This window comes from Neobacillus sp. S1115 (assembly GCF_055385565.1).
On sequence record NZ_AP038275.1, the window covers coordinates 1,187,832 to 1,204,980 of the forward strand.

Consider the following 17,149-nt stretch of genomic DNA (forward strand, 5'->3'; position numbering starts at 1 on the left):
CATGAAAGGGACGGGCGGAATGAAGGTAGTACTGTTAATGTGCGTAGGGGTATTTGTTTGTATGCTTGATTCAACGATTATGAATATTACGCTGCCGGCAATCCAGGACAGTCTGCACACATCGCTGGAAACGAGCTCTTGGATGCTGAATGTATACACGATGACGATTGCAGTTTTAGCGATTCCGTTGGCAAGGTTTGCTGAAATGTTTGGACGAAATAAATTTTTTATTGTCGGGTTGTTTATTTTCGGATTTGGCTCGGCTTTATGCGGCCTGGCATACAGCGGAGAATTCTTAATTGCCGCAAGGTTCATCCAAAGCTTGGGGGCCGCTATCCTAATTCCTTGCAGCATGGTGATTGGGATTGCTGCGATGCCGATTGAAAAAAGGGTGCTGCCATTGACGCTTCTTGGGGCAACACAAGGATTATCAACTGCTCTCGGTCCCACAGTCGGCGGGATTATCACGGAAAAGCTTAGCTGGCACTGGGTCTTTTATGTCAATGTACCGATTTGTTTACTTGCTATAGCCGCTTCTCTTATGATCTTAACGTTAAAAAACGAAAACAGAGTAAAATCATCCATCGATTGGTTCGGCCTAATCTTCTCGGTTTCTGCCATATTCCCGCTAAATCTAGTCCTAATCAAAGGGAACAATTGGGGCTGGGACAGCAGCCAGGCGATTATTTGTTATCTTTTAACAGCCGCATCCATTGTACTTTTTATTATTGCAGAGAAAAAATCAAAAGCGCCGATGGTTAATTTAAATCTTTTTAGAGACCGTTTATTTACAGGTTCAGTTGTGATTGTGACTATAGGGTTCATCTTCCTTATTGGTGTCATGGTCCTGCTTCCACAGTTTTTAACCAACTTCCAGCACAAGACAGAGCTCCAAGCCGCACTCCTCGTCACACCTGTATCCGCCGCCATCTTTGTATTTTCCAACTTTGCAGGTTTGCTAACAAAAAAAATTGGTTACACGATTCCTGTCATGATTGGCTTTGCCATTATGGGAACGGCATATTATTTATTGCATAACTTAAATCTTCACAGCACATCAAAGGAGATTATTCTGCTTTGCAGTTTGCTCGGGCTGGGATTTAGCTTCGTGATTTCTTCCGCAACTATTGCCAGCACGTCTTCGTTTGAAGGGGAAATGCTGACGGCATCTCAGAGTGTTTTTTCGATGCTGCGTCAGGTGGGAGTTGTTTTAGCTGTAGCAATTTTTGTGGCCGGGTTGACGAACAATATTCATGATAAAAAACAGGATGTTATGCATTATGCACAGCAAAAACTTGAAAAACTGAATGTGCCGGAAACCGTTAAAGCCCAGATTTTATCGGAAACAAAAAAATCGATCAACAATGAAAAACAAACGAAGAAAGCTGATTCAGACTTCATCACAAAAGCGGAGCGCCAGCAAATTATTGATGACAACGCTGCAAAAGTATTAGCCTCTATTCCTGAAAACCAAAGAAGCGCGGCCAAAGATCAAATTTATAAGCAAGTGGAAAAGCAAGTGGATGAGGAAATTGTTAAAACAGGTATTTTGGTTAAAGGCTATTCCAAACAAGTAGGAGATTTTGCTGAAAAAAGAATCTCGGCTAGTTTCGCAGAGCTTTATAAAACAAGTATTCCGTTTGTATTCCTTTGTGTATTAACTGGATTGATTTTTAGAGAAAGAAAAAATAAGCGGATTGTCCAAATGGCGAAATCACCTGCAGCCAATTAATAAAAAACAGCCTAAAAACCCGTCCTTGGGTCTTAGGCTGTTTTTTCTGTTTTAACAGCAGCGTGAAACTTTACCGTCCTTCGCATTGTAACGTGCATCCTGAGCCTCACAAAAGAATTCTTTCCGTGTTTTAATAGGCTCACCGGGATGGTGCGATTCCATATGCGCTACATATGTTTCATAGCTTGGAACTCCAACCAGTAAACTAATAAATTGCTTACGGTAGGCGTTGAGCTTTCTCAAGCGATTAAGCATATTTCTTCATATCCCCTTCGGTACGCGGAATAAATGGTTCTTCGTGTACCGTTAATTTTTTGCCGTTTAAAACCTGAAGCCAAATTCGAATGGCAGCGATTAATACCAAAATGACAACAACCATGAAAATGCCTGTTAGTGTGGCATCCACGTAATCATTAATCAGTACTTGATTCATTTGTGCTGGAGAAGTCGCTGGTGCAAGAACCTTGCCGGCATCATTCGATTCTTTGAATATTTTGGCATGAGCAAGGAAGCCGATCTTTGGATTTTCATGGAATAGCTTTTGCCAGCCTGCTGTTAGCGTAACAATTAATAGCCAAGCGGTCGGCAGCAAGGTAACCCAGGCATACGCTTTTTTGCCCATTTTAAAGAGAATCGTAGTTCCAAAGAGCAGGGCGATTCCAGCCAGCATTTGGTTGGCAATACCGAAAAGCGGCCATAGTGTATTAATACCGCCAAGCGGGTCAATAACGCCTTGATACAGGAAGTAACCCCAGAATAGAACGCATAATGCAGTTGCAATAAGGTTTGGAACCAGCGCGTCAGTTTTCGCAAATGGCTTATAAACGGTTCCTAAAATATCCTGGATCATAAAGCGGCCGACACGAGTACCGGCGTCAATAGTTGTTAAGATGAACAACGCTTCGAAAAGAATCGCGAAATGGTACCAGAATGCCATTAACGCCTTTCCGCCAATAACTTTTGAGAAAATAACCGCCATACCAATCGCTAGGGTTGGGGCACCGCCGGTTCTGGAGAGAATCGAAGCTTCCCCTACATCCTTGGCATAATTCGCTAAATCTTGAGGAGTGACCGTAAAGCCCCAGCTGGATACAACAGAAGCAGCTTGGGTAACGTCAGTTCCAATTAAGGCAGCAGGGCTGTTAATCGCAAAATACACACCGGGATGCAGCACGCAGGCAGCAATCATTGCCATGACGGCAACAAACGATTCTGTTAGCATCGCACCATAGCCGATTGGGCGGGCATGAGATTCTGTTTCAATCATTTTAGGTGTTGTACCGGATGAAACGAGAGCATGGAAACCGGAAACAGAACCGCAGGCAATAGTTATGAATAAGAACGGGAAGAGGTTTCCTGCAAATACTGGACCCGTACCATCAATAAACTTCGTTACACCAGGCATTTCTAGGTGTGGAGCAACTACGACAATACCGATGGCAAGTCCCATAATGGTACCCACTTTTAAGAACGTACTTAAGTAATCGCGTGGTGCGAGCAGCAGCCAAACAGGCAGCACAGATGCAATAAAGCCATAAATAATCATCATAATGGCAATCGCTTCGCCTTTGAACGTGAACATGGCTGCTAAAGTTGGGGTTTCGGCAACTGTCTGTCCAAAAACTAAGGCAAGTAAAAGTAAAACAATACCGATAATGGATGCTTCGCCAACGCGGCCAGGGCGGATGAAGCGCATGTAAATTCCCATTAATAACGCAATCGGAATCGTTGCTGCGATCGTGAACATTCCCCACGGACTTCCTACAAGTGCTTTTACGACGACAAGGGCTAAAACTGCTAATAAAATAACCATGATTCCTAAAATCCCGATCATCGCAATGACGCCTGTAACCTTGCCCATCTCTTCTTTAATCATCTCTCCGAGTGATTTACCGTTGCGGCGCATGGAAGCGAAAAGAATAACAAAATCCTGAACAGCACCAGCCAAAACAACACCAACGACAATCCAAAGTGTTCCAGGCAAATATCCCATTTGAGCTGCGAGAATGGGACCAACTAATGGTCCTGCACCGGCAATAGCGGCGAAATGGTGGCCAAATAAAACCCATTTGTTTGTCGGAACAAAATCTTTTCCGTCGTTATGAATTTCGGCAGGGGTTTTCCTTTTATCGTTTAACTGAAAGACTTTTTCTGCGATAAACTTGCTGTAAAAACGGTAAGCAATGGCATATACGCAGATAGCGGCTGTTAACAGCCAAATCGCACTGATGCTTTCACCCCTGTTTAAGGCCATCACGGCAAAACCTGCTGCACCGAGGGCGGCAATGACTCCCCAGATAATAATGGATTTAAACGCTTTCACAAAAATTCACACCTTTCCTATTTAGAATAATATTATTATATTTTATTATTTTCTGAATTCAAGCGAATTTTTTGTGAATTTTGACAAATTTCCCGAAATTTTGATAAACTGACTAGAAATTGCCTTATAACAGGTTTTTGAATTAAACTATTTATCAAATGTTGAAATTGACGTGGTGAGATATAGATGAAAAATGAAGCAGAACGAACGTATGAAATTATGGAGGTTTGTCTTCTGGCGGGGAAAATTATGCTGCAGAGCGGAGGGGAGACGTATCGGGTGGAAGATACGATGATGCGGATGGCAGCCTCGTTCGGGATTGAAAAGTCACATAGCTATGTTACGCCGACGGGCATTATATTTTCCGCCGAAGGGTCGGAACCGACAAAAACCAAGTTGATTAGAATTTCAGAGCGTTCGACAGATCTAGAGAAGGTTGCTATCGTGAATAGTATTTCACGAAAAATATCAAGCGGTGATCTGGATAGTAAAGAAGCGATGAAACAGCTAACGGAAATTGAAGCCAAGGACCTTTCCTTCCCATTTAGGTTACAGGTCGCGGCAGCCTCCTTGGCAAGCGGCTGTTTTATGATTATGTTTAAGGGTGAATGGAATGATTTTTTGCCTTCAATGATTGCTGGAGGTGCGGGATATTTAAGCTTTGTTTATTTCCATCGCTTTGTACCGATCAAGTTTTTCTCCGAGTTTTTGGCGGCATTTGTGATTGGGCTGCTTTCTTTGCTTTTTGTAATCGTCGGGGTGGGCCATCAGCTGGATAAAATCATTATTGGATCGGTCATGCCGTTAGTACCCGGTCTATTAGTAACCAACGCCATTAGAGACTTAATGGCAGGCCACCTTGTTTCTGGACTGTCAAAAGGTGCCGAAGCGTTTCTGACAGCCTTTGCCATTGGGGCTGGAATTGCGGTAATACTGAAATTCTTGTGAGTGAGGTCTTGGAAAAGTGGATATTTTAGCTCAGGTCATAACCAGCTTTATTGCAACAGGGGCATTTGGCATCCTTTTTAATGCACCGAGGAATACCTTGGTGAAATGCGGGTTGATTGGTGCAGGAGGCTGGCTGGTTTATTATCTTGTAGAAGGATATTATGATGATCCTGTATTAGGAACATTACTGGCGACGGTCTTTATAGCTGTGCTAAGTCAGGAATTGGCAAAATTATACAAAACCCCTGTGATTATTTTTAGCGTTGCTGGAATTATTCCATTAGTTCCAGGGGGACTCGCTTATAATGCCATGAGAAATTTTGTGGAAGAGAATTATAACACTGCACTTGGTTCTGCTGCTCAGGTTTTGATGCTTGCGGGAACTATCGCCTTTGGGTTAGTTTTCTCAGAAGTGATCAATCAAGTAATTCGGAAAATCAATGAAAGAAAGTTAAAAATATAAATTTTTTCTAAGGGGCTGTTCTTTCATCTTTATACATGGAACAGCCTCTGGATTTCATTTGGAAACTTTTCCTCTTTTAGGTTCTTTTAATGTTTGGTATAGTAATATATTAGTATATTAGTACTGTATTTAATTGTTAACAGGAAAGGTATTTATCAAATATGAAGAAAACGATTATTGTGCTTATTGTTATCATAGCGACTCTCTTTGGTACAAAAACCATCATCGGAGTTCAAGCGATAAGATCGGCAACAGAATCCGTTTTGGAAGCCCCGCCTCTAAAAACACGACAGATAGCGCTTCAAAAAGATAGTCCTATTTTGCCTGAGAGCAAGCTGCTCGATGTCCCATTGATTAATCAAATGGATAAGCCGCTGCTTTACAATGGCTGTGAAGTGACAAGCCTTGCGATGGTAATGCAGTATCATGGAATCAAAGTGACGAAAAACGAGCTTGCTGAAAATATTAAAACAGTTCCGTTTAGCTATAGTAATGGTCTTAAAGGAAATCCAAATACCGGATTTGTTGGAGATATGGCACATGGGCCGGGACTTGGGGTGTACAATGGCCCCGTTTACGAGCTTGCTCAAAAATATGCAGGGAACCGTGCCATAAATTTAACGGGTAGTCCATTTTCAGACCTGTTGAAAAAAGTAAACCAAGGACATCCAGTTTGGATTATCACGACTACAAGCTTTGCTCCGGTAAACGTATTTCAAACCTGGAATACCCCAGAGGGAAAAATCGACATCACCTTCAGTGAACACAGTGTGGTGATTACTGGTTATGACCAGTCCCACATCTATGTCAATGACCCATACGGTACAAAGAACAAAAAATTGGACCGAGAAAACTTCATCAAGGCCTGGGAGCAAATGGGCAAACAAGCAATAGTGATCCAATAGTTTCCCGAAAATTGGACGAAGGCAGAGGAATAGCTCCCCTGCCTTCTAATGCTTTCCTTATTTTAGGATTTATCGTAACTTGAATTGCTGCAAGTTCATTATGCTGCCTTCATGTAAAAATTTAAATATTTCTTAATTAAATATGCCGCGGTACAATTTCCACCAGTAGGTTTTATAAACCTAAACGATGCCAGCCCTACCTCTCTAACATCCTTACGGCTCCGAGGCCGTTCCAGTGTGAATAAGTCTTTCCAAAAAAAACACGAGTGAAAAGCCAGTAAAATTCTTACATTGTGTATCCTCTATTTATTTCAAGTTATACAAATGAAAAGCAAGAAATTTAATAATACATGGTTAGTTGAAGTTTGTCAATAGGTAATGTAAAAATGACTTCGCGGTTTCCGCTTTTTTTTAAACATTTCTATAAAAAGGATTATTTGAATAGTAAATAGAAGTATTTATTTAAAAAGGGGGGGACCAGATGGAGGGCTTTCATTATAAGAATTATGACGGACTTGGATTGGCGGAGTTGATAAAAAAGAAAGATGTGAAACCGACCGAGGTGTTTTCGGAAGCCATCAAAGCTATTGAGGAATATAACCCAAAGCTTAACGCTGTGATTAATAAATTTTACGAAAAAGCCGAAAAACAGGCGGAAAATGTTGATTTAGAGGGGGCCTTTGCAGGTGTGCCAATGCTGTTAAAGGATATTACTCAAGAAGTGGAAGGGGAGAAGATTACGGCTGGTTCTAAGGCGTATCAGGGCTACCGGGCAAAATCAGATTCCACCTATGTAAAGCAAGTACGTAGGACGGGCGTCATATTTGTCGGGCAGACTAATGTACCGGAATTCGCCTTAATGGGCATTACCGAGCCAAAGTATTATGGCCCTACCCGAAATCCATGGAATCTAGGGCATACACCAGGCGGTTCGAGCGGCGGATCGGCAGCGGCGGTTGCAACTGGGATGGTACCGATTGCTGGCGCGAATGATGGCGGCGGATCGATTCGGATTCCGGGTTCATATTGCGGACTGTTTGGAATGAAGCCTACAAGAGGCAGGACGCCGGTCGGCCCTGTTTACGGCCGGCTCTGGCAGGGGGCTTCTGTTGATCATATCCTCTCAAGAACGGTAAGAGATAGTGCGGCGATGCTTGATGAAATTAAGATTTACGAAAAAGCGGCTGCCTTTCATGCCCCGCCATTTGATGGCTCCTACTTTCAACAGGTACAGAGCGGACCAGCAGAGAAATTAACGATTGCTTTTTCGATCCAGTCTCCCTTAGGGGCGGAGGTCCATATGGAATGTCAGGAGGCAGTCTATAAAACAGCCAGACTGCTGGAATCATTGGGTCATAATGTGGTCGAAATGGATGCGCCTGTGGATGGCAGGAAAATTGCAAAAAGCTATTTAACGATGTATTTCGGGGAAGTTGCTGCGACATTGGCATCTCTAGAAGATGTCCTTGGCCGGAAAGCGAAGATGAGCGATGTGGAGCTGCCTACTTGGATTTTAGGATTAGTTGGAAAGGCCACATCTGCTGAAGAGATAGTTTTAAGTATTCGCGAATGGGATAATGCGGCCATTGCTATGGAAACATTTCATGAAACATACGACTTCTTTATGACGCCAACGACCGCTTTCCCTCCGGCAAAAATCGGAGAACTTGAGCCAACCAGTTCAGAGAAACTGGCGATGACTGCTGCAGGGAAGCTATCCTTGAGCGGTATTTTGAAGAAGGTCGGCACGGTCGAACAGGTAGCGGAAAATAATCTGAAGAGAACTCCTTTCACACAGCTTGCCAATTTAACCGGTCAGCCAGCGATGACAGTTCCGGTGCATCTCACCCCGGATGGACTGCCGGTCGGAGTACAATTCATGGCCGCCCGGGGACGGGAAGATTTATTGTATGCTCTAGCCGGACAACTTGAACAAACAGAAATATGGATCCCGGTGCAATCGAATCCGTTATTTTAAATTCGATTTGGTGGAGGAGGCGGGCATAACTGTCTTCGGTCGTTACGAAAGGCTTATAACGCCCGAACCGGATGAAAGGCGGGGTCTTCGGTCGTTATGAAAGGTTTATAACGCCCGAACCGGATGAAAAGTGGAGTCTTCGGTCGTTATGAAAGGCTTATAACGCCCGAACCGGATGAAAAGTGGAGTCTTCGGTCGTTATGAAAGGCTTATAACACCCGAACCGGATGAAAGGCGGAGTCTTCGGTCGTTATGAAAGGCTTATAACGCCTGAACCGGATGAAAAACGGAGTCTTCGGTCGATATGAAAGGTTTATAACGCCCGAACCGGATGAGAAACGGAGTCTTGGGTCGATATGAAAGGTTCATAACGCCTGAACCGGATGAAAAACGGAGTCTTCGGTCGATATGAAAGGTTTATAACGCCCGAACCGGTTGAAAAATGGAGTCTTCGGTCGTTATGAAGGGTTCATAACACCTGAACTGGATGAAAAGCGGAGTCCTTGGTCGTTTTAAAACTTAAAAACAAATTCTTGCAAAGGAGGTGTCCCTTCATGATCTTCTTCCGAAGATTATTTCTAACGGCATCCAAATACCGCTATCGAACCGTCATCCTTTTCACAACCATTTACATATTTATCAATGCAGAGATTATGAGAATGCTGGAGCCGAAAACCTTTGAAAATACCTTTCACGCGGTCTGGTGGATTCTGACCACAATGACAACGGTCGGATACGGCGATATTTACCCGACGACGCAGTTGGGGCGGACCTGGGCGATGGTCATCGTCTATACGCTGGGTATCGGGCTTTTCGGCACCGTCATCGGGATGATTATTGACAGTGTTTCCAGGTATAAGCAAATGAAGGAGGAAGGCAGGATGACCTTCAAAGGTGAAAATCATTTTGTCATTGTTGGCTGGACAGCCAAAAGCAAAAACACGATTAAAGAGCTGTTTGCAGCGGAGCCCAAAACGGAAATTGTACTAATTGACGAGTTGGAGAAAACGCCGTATGAGCATGAACGGTTCCTCTACATACAAGGAAGCCCTACCGATGAGGAGACCCTCAAAAGGGCAAGAATCGAAAAAGCAAAAGCGGTATTGCTTTTTGCTCCTGACGGCATCACCAATCCCGATTTAGCTGACGGGAAAACACTCCTAACGGCTTCCTCCATCGAACGCTATGATGAAGGAACAGAAAGTAATATTTACACCATCGCAGAAATATTAAATGAAAGGCATGTCGGTAATTTCAACCATGTAAAAGTAGACGAGTTCATTCTTTCACACCAATCTGTATCCAACCTTATGGCTAAATCCGCCCAAACCAAGGGTACGAGCCATCTTTTTACACAATTATTAAGCAGAAGGGATGGGGACGCTGGGAGCGACCTTTGGGAGGTAGAATTAAAACCGGAATGGAAAACATACGGCGAGGCCTACGAATCCTTGAAAAATAAAGGAGCCCAGCTGATTGCCGATCGGGATGACTTAAACATCCTCAAAAAATGGCACGACCCAATCCCAAAAGAAGCGAGACTGTTTGTTATTTGCGACAAAAAAACTTATCAAAGGATATAAAAAACGCATCCCGGTGGAGATGCGTTTTTTTTACCTAATAAGTTAAACATCCGGCGATGATCACGCCGATAGAAACCGACAAAAACATCAAAAAAAGTCCAACTGCCTGGTTATCGTCCTCAATGCTTTGATTGACATTAAACCTGGGCGTCAGCCACTCCGCCAAATAAAACACAATAATCTGCGCTAAAATTCCAATTCCGCCCCAAATGGCCATATCCGCCAAAGAAACCGAATTAGCTGCCGTAGAATACAGCACAATCGCGAGGCCCAGCAGTCTGCCGCCAAGAACATAACTCGCTGCCTTATTCCCTTTAGCTATTAAGGAAAATTCCTTAACCTTGGTTGTGACCTCCATAAGAAATAGCCCAACAATCAACAAACCAAGCGAAACCGCCAAATATAATAAAAAATCCGTCATGATCCATTATTCCCCCTTTTTTACTCCAACTGGCAAAAAGTAAGACTCATTGCCGGTAATTTTTCCTCCAGCGCGGATTCCAATCGCACTTGGTTTTCCAGCGATGAGGAAGGATCCAATAACATAGGAAAGCTCTTCCTGCCCCTTTTCTGTTTCAAGCGTTACAGTCGGAAGCGAACAATAAGATTGATAGACTGACAATTCATCCTTATAGGTTGCAAATGCATTCTGTTCATAAACCCTAGCATGAGCATCCCAAATCGTCACTGTGTCCCCCTCCCGCCCAAAGGACGGCTTTTCAACATAGGGTGCCTTGCCAACAAAGGCATCCGGATCAAGATAGGTTGGCAGCATATATTCCTTGATCCAGCCTAGTTCTTCCACAGAATAAAAAACGCCTTGCTCAGCCAATCCCCAAATTAAGCATTGGACCGATTTTGGCTGGAGCAAAAAAGCTGAAATAGGATTGACTACAGCCAGCTTTCCATCTTTTACTAGCTGTAGAAGTTCAATGCCAACTAGAGCGCCGCTGATTGGATCTCTGTCCTCCAGTAAATGTTCAAGCGGGTATGTCTGCCGGTATAGTACATCGATAGGGATCCCATCGGCATCCGCTAAAGCACCATCTGTAATCCGCAGGTCAGCCAATGGAACCAATTTATTTCTTACCTGACAAAGCTCGCTTAAATAAACGCTGGTCTGCCAATCTTCCATGTGATCCTGATGGGCTGTAAAAACGACATTAGGGGAGGTTTTTCCCTCAGCAGCCTCTAATACCGCTTTGGTAATGCCTGAAGAAAGAAGCCGCTCCCCGCCCTGATTCGGGTCGACTAAGCCAAATTCCTTGCCGACCTTCCCGTTGATGTGGAAGCATTCCACAATAAAGGTCGGCGTGTCACTGTTGAATTCCAGCAACTTCACACCCGTTTCTGTTACAGCAAAATCAAACCGGGAAATTACTGATTCAGGAAAAAGATTTTTCAATCGTAAAAATGGAAGGCTCTCAAGCGGGTATCCAAGCTGCAAGAGCTGCTCATCCGGAAGGCTCCGCAGAAGTGTTGCTGTTTTAAAAAGGACTCTGCCCATTCTCTCCGTTGCTTCTCTAATCAGCAAAGAGGTCGTACTTGAAATGGGGAAAGTGTGAAATAAACTGTATTCACTGCCATATAAGTCTGACCAAAACGACGGGAATTGCGAATAAAACTGTCTGCGCCGTGTAGAATAATCCCCCATTCTAACCTCCAAATCCGCCCTTCGTTCCGCTGCCAAAGCCCCCTTTAAAGCTGGAAGAGGAATGATAGGACTTATAGGAGGAGGATTTCAGAAGCGAAGATTTATTTCGGAAATATTTGCCGCCATAAAAAAAGTGCCCATAATGGCTAGAACCTGTGTCGTCACATTGCCAGACACCTTGCTCATCATCCCAATCCCAGTCCCGGCAGCTACTGTCATCCGGCTGGGGCGGCAGGTCGTCGGAACAGCCAGCGATCGTTCCGGCCATTAGAGAAGTAAGAACGCCCGTGATAAGCAATCTAGTTTTCTTCAAACTTCTCACTCTCCTTTTTCAATTTGTAATTTTATTATAAAATGAATTTTAAGGAAAACAATGGAAAAGTAAAAGAAAAAAGGAGAGATTGGTTTGAGGCTTGAATATCGGCTAGATGAAGAAAATCAGCAATACCCTGCGTTATGGCACTACTACGACATTTCCAAATCGGAAGCGGCCGCGCGAATGACCTGTGAATATTTTGTAAAAAACAATGAGACGTACAAGGTTACCGCTACTGCACTTGACCCAGACGGAACGGCAGTCATTTATGTTGAAAGAGAAAAGTTCAGTAATGATACGCTGGATAAATATCATTCGCATATTGGATTTGAGATAAGGGAACTAAACGACCAGGGGAGCATTTTAATCGACCAGAAAGCTATTTGGGAACACGAGGAAGTGCTGGCTGTCCTTCACTCGGATTTCATCTATATTGAGAGGGGAGATAAGTTTTTAGAATTTGCCTTGGATTCGCGGGAGATTGACGAAGACCGCAAATGCTATGTATACTACGGAACATTTACCGGCAACAGCCGTTGACGTCTTTTTAAAAGTTTTCCGGAGAAGAAAAACCGCCATCGACACTTTCTGCCAAAAAATTTTCAGCATAAGAAGGAAAGTGCCGTTTTTTGTCGTATTGTAATGGATAATATAATTGATTCCTCGGGGGAATGACGATGCTGGCGGAAAAGCTTCTTTTGCAACTGTTAATTGTATTAGCACCAGTCCTGCTTTGTAGTGCTTTAACTGACTATAAGAAAAAATGGAATTCACCAATCATCTGTGGGTCTATGCACAGTCTGGCAGCAATAGCCTGCATGATTTTTAGTTATTCAAATTATGGCCTTATTTGGGATCTTCGCTACGCTCCGCTTATTCTTGCCATTTTATATGCAGGATCTGCTGGCGGCGGGATGGTCATTGCCTCTATTATTGGAGCTCGCATTATGATGGGTGGTGGCAGTGTCCATTACGCCATTGTGGGCTGCCTGCTTACTTCTATTGTCCCTTACCTTTTGCGAACCCGCTTTTGGAATGCTTCTTCAAATCGAAGAGTACAGTTCACTTTATTATCGGGCGTCTGGTCTTTAATTCTATGCTATTTATCACTTCTAACTTATCATTATCTAAATGGAAATACCTTCAAATTGTTTATAAACATTCCCGATTTACTGCTTTTCGCTCTTATTTATACCGCTTCCCTAATGCTTGCTGCAAAGTTATATGAAGGGCTGATTGAGAAAGATAAAATGAAGGAAGAGATACTGAAAGCAGAAAAGCTTAATACATTAAGTGAACTGGCGGCTTCTATCGCCCATGAAGTCCGCAACCCTTTAACAGTGGTAAAGGGATTTCTACAATTGATGCAGCAGGATGAGAAAGGGAAGAATTATGAATATTTTGGGCTGGTTTTAAGTGAATTAGGAAGGGCTGAGGCGATCATTAGCGATTACTTGAATTTTGCCAAGCCGAAATTAGAAAAACTAGAAGAATTCGCCTTAAAAGACATATTGAAGGAAATAGTCACCCTGCTCGAACCTTATGCTGTAAAGCAGGGTGTACAACTAGAAAGTGAATTGGACACATCCGATTTTTGCCTTTATACAGATCGAAATCAGTTAAAACAGGCTCTTGTAAATCTTGTGAAAAATGCGATTGAAGCGACCTCAGAGGAAGGCATTGTCACGATACATACAAAGTCCGATCAAACCCATGCCTCCGTTTTGATTACTGATAACGGAAAAGGAATGACAACCGAACAACTATCGAGGATTGGAACATTGTTTTATACGACCAAAGATAAGGGAACGGGGCTGGGGACTTCGGTATCTTTAAGAATTATTGAAACGATAAAAGGAAAGGTTTTCTATCAAAGTGAAACAGGTTTGGGAACAACGGTAACAATTGTTCTTCCAGCAGGTAAAAAGGAAGAGTTAGTTAGCAGTATCATTAATGAAGAACCGACAGCAGTTAAAATAATGTAAAAACAGGTGACATCCTTTCGTTTGATGTCATCTGTTTTTTTTATTCGGATAAACTATATCAAAATAGAGAAAAAAGATGAATTTCAATAAGGTTTATTTTATGTTAATTCAATGCAAAACCAGTATATTCCCAGTGTAATATTACCAATTTTTTTATTTTAAAAAAAATATTGCTTTTTCGATAAAAAGATTATATTATACCGATATAAATTTATTTATCTTTTCAGAAAATTATAACATCGAACCTGAGGAGGTTTAAATAATAAATGGATTTATTTAGGAAAAAATCAGTTCAGGACCTGATCCAGGAATCAGAGAAAAAAGGTGCCGCTTTAAGGAAAGAGCTGGGGGCCTTTGACTTAACGATGCTTGGGATAGGGGCGATTATCGGGACCGGAATTTTTGTTGTCACAGGGGTTGCTGCTGCGGAACATGCTGGGCCAGCACTCATTATTTCTTTTATCTTATCAGGTTTAGCTTGCATTTTTGCTGCCCTCTGTTATGCGGAATTTGCTTCAAATGTACCGGTTTCCGGAAGTGCCTATACTTACAGCTATGCGACCTTTGGTGAATTGATCGCATGGATTTTAGGCTGGGATTTAATTCTCGAGTACGGCTTTGCATCTGCGGCGGTTGCCAGCGGCTGGTCAGGCTATTTTCAAGGGCTGCTAGCAGGGTTTGGGATTCATTTTCCGAAAGCCATAACAAGTGCGTTTGACCCGGCAAACGGGACATTTGTTGACGTTCCTGCAATCGTTATCGTCTTTTTACTTACTTTGCTTTTATCTCAGGGGGCAAAGAAATCTACCCGTTTAAATAACATCATGGTAATTATCAAGCTTGTTGTTGTTCTTTTATTTATTGGTGTTGGTGTATGGTATGTAAAGCCAGCTAACTGGACTCCTTTTATGCCATTCGGATTCTCCGGCGTAGCGACTGGAGCGGCTACGATTTTCTTTGCATATATTGGCTTTGATGCTGTATCGACAGCTGCTGAGGAGGTTAAAAACCCGCAGCGCAACATGCCTATCGGAATTATTGCTTCATTGCTTGTTTGTACGGTTTTATATATTGTCGTCTCCGCTATCCTAACCGGAATTGTACCTTACAATTTGTTGGGCGTTAAAAACCCAGTTGCATTCGCCTTAACCTATATCCATCAGGATTGGGTGGCGGGTTTCATTTCAATTGGGGCAATCACTGGTATTACAACGGTACTTCTAGTTTTACTTTACGGACAATCCCGCCTATTCTACGCAATCGGCCGTGACGGATTGCTGCCAAAAGTGTTTTCCAAGGTAGATGAAAAGAAACAAACACCGGTTATAAACTCTTGGATCATTTGTTTATTGGTGTCTGTTATTGCAGGATTTGTTCCATTAAGTAAACTGGCTGAATTAACAAACATTGGAACCTTGTTCGCATTCATGACAGTTTCAGTCGGGATTTTATATCTTCGAAAAAACAACCAAGTGCCTAAAACAGGCTTCAGAGTCCCGTTTGTACCGTATATTCCGATTTTGGCATTCTTGTTCTGCGGATATTTAGCGGTACAGCTGCCGGCTATAACATGGATTAGTTTTGGTGTTTGGCTGGTAATTGGATTGTTCGTCTACTTCGGCTATGGACGAAAGCATTCGACATTAAATAATTCATCTGGACAATTGAAAAAGGTCAGCTAATTTAAGGGGAGTTCCACTCAAATGGGACTCCCCTTTAAATTTTCCCAATAAAATGTCGAAAATCATCGTTTTTTCATTTATTTTATAATGTTATTCTAAAAAAGTGGTAGAATAGTATGAGTAATGAACGAAATTTTGAATTTTTAGAATAGTATCTAGTTTAAGGAGAACACTCATGGAAATAAGTAGCAAAGGACCGAAACTAATATATGAAGAAAAAAAGGCAATAAAGCTATTTTTATGGTTATTTTATTTCTTCTTTATTGCATATGATTTTTTTTGGTATATTGTTTTACCAAGATTTACCGACTACGGAGCGGTTCAATTCCCTGGTAGCGGACTTGGTTTTTGGCTATATATTTTAGTATTTTTGCTTCTGCCAATCTCCGTTTCATTTATAAAAAAGGGAAATCCTTATATTGTCAAATACCTTTTGTTATTTGGTTACATCCTAATTGATAGCATAGATCTTATTATGAAGTATTATGGAACTAATCTAACGTTTGCTTCAGGAAATATAGTAGAGCTTTTGTTTGTCTTTTTTTCACCAGTGTTTGTTAATAAGGAATACTATTGGAGTGTAACTTTAGGATTGATTGGAAGGTATGTTCTATTAGGGCTAATACTCCATGATACTAATATCATACCGCCTATTTTCGTCATTATCATTTTATCGGCAATTGCCTTTATCATTTTAATTAGATTTTATTCATATATAAAGTCTTTAACATCTGTTCATGAGGAACTGAATAAAAAAGAAAAACTTGCAGTGATAGGCCAAATGGCAGCAGCGATAGGGCATGAAATTCGAAACCCGCTCTCATCACTAAAAGGGTTTACCCAATTACAACATGAATCGAATCCAAATAGCAGCGGCTTTTATCCAATTATGATTCAGGAAATTGAGAGAATAAATTCTATTGTAGATGACCTTATGTACCTTGGAAAACCAAGGGAAATTAATTTTAAAAAGGCAGATATGAAAGGAATTGTTGATTATACAGTTTCATTAATTTGTCAGCAGGCAGAGGTTCAAGGTGTGAACGTGGAAATAGATACCGATGCTACAATACCTTTGATTGATTGTGATGAAAAACAATTAAAGCAAGTATTTATTAATTTGTTAAAGAATGCGGTTGAGGCCATGCCGGATGGTGGTTTATTAAAAATCCAAATGAAAATGACAGAAGAATCGTCGTTATTAATAGTGATTGAGGATGAAGGCCCTGGTATCGAGGTGGACAAACTTGAACATATTTTCGAAGCATTTTATACGACCAAAAAAGATGGGACAGGTCTAGGGTTAGTTGTTACTAAGGAAATTATTGAAGGCCATGGCGGCAGTTTGAAAATTGAGAGTATATTAGGAGCTGGGACTAAAGTTATAGTCAGATTGCCGATATCCCAGAATAATATTTTTAAAGTTTAGTTCTCGAATTGTACAAAAATCAGCTAAATTAAATGTTTCAAGGGTTTAACTAATAAGATATAATGTAGAGGAACAAAGAATTTTTATAGATTTTGTCAAACCGCCAAAAAGATTCGGATTCTTTTATTCTATCTTGCTTGGACTGAACCAA

15 protein-coding genes are annotated in these 17,149 nt (G+C 41.9%); 10 read left to right on the forward strand and 5 right to left on the reverse strand.

Features of this window, described 5'->3' with window-relative positions:
- The first annotated feature begins 1 nt into the window (after window position 1).
- A complete protein-coding gene (locus tag ACZ5B7_RS05770) occupies window positions 2–1,732 on the forward strand; it encodes an MFS transporter (RefSeq protein WP_464493040.1) in 1,731 nt (576 codons plus the stop codon).
- 51 nt (window positions 1,733–1,783) lie between these two features.
- On the opposite strand, the gene ACZ5B7_RS05775 is transcribed toward ACZ5B7_RS05770, so the two are convergent.
- Both ACZ5B7_RS05775 and ACZ5B7_RS05780 read right to left on the reverse strand, forming a co-directional pair.
- Window positions 1,784–1,987 (reverse strand): YbdD/YjiX family protein, encoded by a 204-nt coding sequence (locus ACZ5B7_RS05775; protein ID WP_464493041.1) that lies wholly within the window; start codon window positions 1,985–1,987, stop codon window positions 1,784–1,786.
- A complete protein-coding gene (locus tag ACZ5B7_RS05780) occupies window positions 1,980–4,055 on the reverse strand; it encodes a carbon starvation CstA family protein (RefSeq protein WP_464493042.1) in 2,076 nt (691 codons plus the stop codon). Before ACZ5B7_RS05780 ends, ACZ5B7_RS05775 begins: the two co-directional genes overlap by 8 nt.
- 186 nt (window positions 4,056–4,241) lie before the next feature.
- Here ACZ5B7_RS05780 and ACZ5B7_RS05785 point away from each other — a divergent pair, with 186 nt between their 5' ends.
- The 5 genes from ACZ5B7_RS05785 (at window position 4,242) to ACZ5B7_RS05805 (ending at window position 9,932) form a co-directional block, all read left to right on the forward strand.
- Window positions 4,242–5,003: a threonine/serine exporter family protein gene (locus tag ACZ5B7_RS05785; protein ID WP_464493043.1), complete on the forward strand. Its 762-nt coding sequence runs from the start codon at window positions 4,242–4,244 to the stop codon at window positions 5,001–5,003.
- 16 nt (window positions 5,004–5,019) lie between these two features.
- The gene (locus ACZ5B7_RS05790) at window positions 5,020–5,466 is read left to right on the forward strand and encodes a threonine/serine exporter family protein (RefSeq protein ID WP_378587250.1); all 447 of its coding nucleotides are present in this window, start codon (window positions 5,020–5,022) and stop codon (window positions 5,464–5,466) included.
- A gap of 161 nt (window positions 5,467–5,627) precedes the next feature.
- Window positions 5,628–6,371 (forward strand): C39 family peptidase, encoded by a 744-nt coding sequence (locus ACZ5B7_RS05795; protein ID WP_464493044.1) that lies wholly within the window; start codon window positions 5,628–5,630, stop codon window positions 6,369–6,371.
- 481 nt (window positions 6,372–6,852) lie between these two features.
- The gene (locus tag ACZ5B7_RS05800; RefSeq protein WP_464493045.1) at window positions 6,853–8,349 is read left to right on the forward strand and encodes an amidase family protein; all 1,497 of its coding nucleotides are present in this window, start codon (window positions 6,853–6,855) and stop codon (window positions 8,347–8,349) included.
- 554 nt (window positions 8,350–8,903) lie between these two features.
- Complete coding sequence (locus ACZ5B7_RS05805) at window positions 8,904–9,932, forward strand: potassium channel family protein (protein ID WP_464493046.1); 1,029 nt, start codon at window positions 8,904–8,906, stop codon at window positions 9,930–9,932.
- Between the two features lie 34 nt (window positions 9,933–9,966).
- On the opposite strand, the gene ACZ5B7_RS05810 is transcribed toward ACZ5B7_RS05805, so the two are convergent.
- From ACZ5B7_RS05810 to ACZ5B7_RS05820, 3 genes are read right to left on the reverse strand one after another with little or no spacing between them, the layout of a single operon-like run.
- Window positions 9,967–10,353, reverse strand: coding sequence for a DUF350 domain-containing protein (locus ACZ5B7_RS05810; RefSeq protein WP_464493047.1), 387 nt, complete (start codon window positions 10,351–10,353; stop codon window positions 9,967–9,969).
- A 6-nt stretch (window positions 10,354–10,359) separates the two neighbouring features.
- Window positions 10,360–11,586, reverse strand: a complete 1,227-nt coding sequence (locus ACZ5B7_RS05815) for a glutathionylspermidine synthase family protein (RefSeq protein ID WP_464493048.1) — start codon at window positions 11,584–11,586, stop codon at window positions 10,360–10,362.
- A 1-nt stretch (window position 11,587) separates the two neighbouring features.
- On the reverse strand, window positions 11,588–11,899 hold the full coding sequence (locus tag ACZ5B7_RS05820) for a hypothetical protein (protein WP_423801109.1): 312 nt from the start codon (window positions 11,897–11,899) through the stop codon (window positions 11,588–11,590).
- A gap of 93 nt (window positions 11,900–11,992) precedes the next feature.
- Between ACZ5B7_RS05820 and ACZ5B7_RS05825 the strand changes: the two genes are divergently transcribed.
- From ACZ5B7_RS05825 to ACZ5B7_RS05840, 4 genes are all read left to right on the forward strand, one after another.
- Complete coding sequence (locus ACZ5B7_RS05825) at window positions 11,993–12,442, forward strand: hypothetical protein (protein WP_464493049.1); 450 nt, start codon at window positions 11,993–11,995, stop codon at window positions 12,440–12,442.
- Between the two features lie 137 nt (window positions 12,443–12,579).
- Window positions 12,580–13,887, forward strand: a complete 1,308-nt coding sequence (locus tag ACZ5B7_RS05830; RefSeq protein WP_464493050.1) for an ATP-binding protein — start codon at window positions 12,580–12,582, stop codon at window positions 13,885–13,887.
- 266 nt (window positions 13,888–14,153) lie between these two features.
- Window positions 14,154–15,569: an amino acid permease gene (locus ACZ5B7_RS05835; RefSeq protein ID WP_464493051.1), complete on the forward strand. Its 1,416-nt coding sequence runs from the start codon at window positions 14,154–14,156 to the stop codon at window positions 15,567–15,569.
- 175 nt (window positions 15,570–15,744) lie between these two features.
- Entirely contained in the window at window positions 15,745–16,998 is a 1,254-nt protein-coding gene (locus tag ACZ5B7_RS05840) for an ATP-binding protein (protein ID WP_464493052.1), read from the forward strand.
- Window positions 16,999–17,149 lie beyond the last annotated feature (151 nt).

What these genes read in the sequence shown, in the direction of transcription:
- ACZ5B7_RS05830 (WP_464493050.1), top strand. Translation starts at nt 12,580, where the DNA reads ATGCTGGCGGAAAAGCTTCTTTTGCAACTGTTAATTGTATTAGCACCA.
- ACZ5B7_RS05785 (WP_464493043.1), top strand. Translation starts at nt 4,242, where the DNA reads ATGAAAAATGAAGCAGAACGAACGTATGAAATTATGGAGGTTTGTCTT.
- ACZ5B7_RS05795 (WP_464493044.1), top strand. Translation starts at nt 5,628, where the DNA reads ATGAAGAAAACGATTATTGTGCTTATTGTTATCATAGCGACTCTCTTT.
- ACZ5B7_RS05815 (WP_464493048.1), bottom strand. Translation starts at nt 11,586, where the DNA reads ATGGGGGATTATTCTACACGGCGCAGACAGTTTTATTCGCAATTCCCG.
- ACZ5B7_RS05835 (WP_464493051.1), top strand. Translation starts at nt 14,154, where the DNA reads ATGGATTTATTTAGGAAAAAATCAGTTCAGGACCTGATCCAGGAATCA.
- ACZ5B7_RS05775 (WP_464493041.1), bottom strand. Translation starts at nt 1,987, where the DNA reads ATGCTTAATCGCTTGAGAAAGCTCAACGCCTACCGTAAGCAATTTATT.
- ACZ5B7_RS05810 (WP_464493047.1), bottom strand. Translation starts at nt 10,353, where the DNA reads ATGACGGATTTTTTATTATATTTGGCGGTTTCGCTTGGTTTGTTGATT.
- ACZ5B7_RS05805 (WP_464493046.1), top strand. Translation starts at nt 8,904, where the DNA reads ATGATCTTCTTCCGAAGATTATTTCTAACGGCATCCAAATACCGCTAT.
- ACZ5B7_RS05770 (WP_464493040.1), top strand. Translation starts at nt 2, where the DNA reads ATGAAAGGGACGGGCGGAATGAAGGTAGTACTGTTAATGTGCGTAGGG.
- ACZ5B7_RS05840 (WP_464493052.1), top strand. Translation starts at nt 15,745, where the DNA reads ATGGAAATAAGTAGCAAAGGACCGAAACTAATATATGAAGAAAAAAAG.
- ACZ5B7_RS05800 (WP_464493045.1), top strand. Translation starts at nt 6,853, where the DNA reads ATGGAGGGCTTTCATTATAAGAATTATGACGGACTTGGATTGGCGGAG.